The sequence below is a fragment of the Maribacter litoralis genome, from assembly GCF_003075045.1.
GTDB lineage: Bacteria > Bacteroidota > Bacteroidia > Flavobacteriales > Flavobacteriaceae > Maribacter > Maribacter litoralis.
Genome location: NZ_QCZD01000022.1, coordinates 1 through 810, shown reverse-complemented (window position 1 = coordinate 810; position 810 = coordinate 1). Strand labels below are relative to the sequence as shown.

Sequence of the window (810 nt, the reverse complement as noted above, 5' to 3'; positions counted from 1 at the left end):
CAGGCATTTCAGTTAGCCAAACTGGTGATGACTTTGCAGTAACCAATACGGCACCAGACCAAACAGTAAGTTTAGCAGATGGTGGAAACGGTAATGTAACAATAGGTGGAACATATCCGAACTTTACAATCGACGTACCAGATGCAACGGTAGATACGAATACGGAATACACCGCAGGCGATGGCTTGAATTTAACTGGCACGGAGTTTAGCGCAGAAGTTAGTAGCACGGCGGGCAATGCCTTAAGTATAGATGCGAACGGACTTTATGTTTCCAATGTGGATAACGTTGATGATGCTGATAATGATCCAACAAACGAATTAACACAAAGAGGTACAGGAGGTCCAACAGGTTCACCGGCAGAAGGTACCACTTATGTAGACACAGCAAGTGGTCAACTTTATGTATACGATTCTGGAGCATGGCAACCAGTTGGTGGTAGTGCTACACCAGGTGATGCTAGTGATACTAACGAACTTATAACTTCTTTCAGTGTTGTTAGTTCAAACCTAAGAATAACAGAAGCGGGAACTGATTTTGATGTTCCTTTGAGTGATCTAGGTACCGATGATCAAGATTTAGGTTTAGGTACTAATGGAGTAGCGAATCAGAGTGTAGAGGTAACCATTACTGATGGTGCTGCAGCTTTGATAGATATTCGCGATGCTGATAATGATCCAAACAATGAAGACCAAACCGTAAGTGCCGGAACAGGCATCAGTGTAAACCAAGTGGGCGATGACTTTGCAGTAACGAATACGGCACCAGACCAAACAGTAAGTTTAGCAGATGGTGGAAACGGTAATGTAA

1 protein-coding gene is annotated in these 810 nt (G+C 43.3%); it reads left to right on the top strand.

The genetic code is table 11. The features are described from left to right. Positions 1-810: hypothetical protein (locus tag DCS95_RS20105; RefSeq protein WP_164674258.1), on the top strand; the 810-nt coding region annotated here is incomplete at both ends.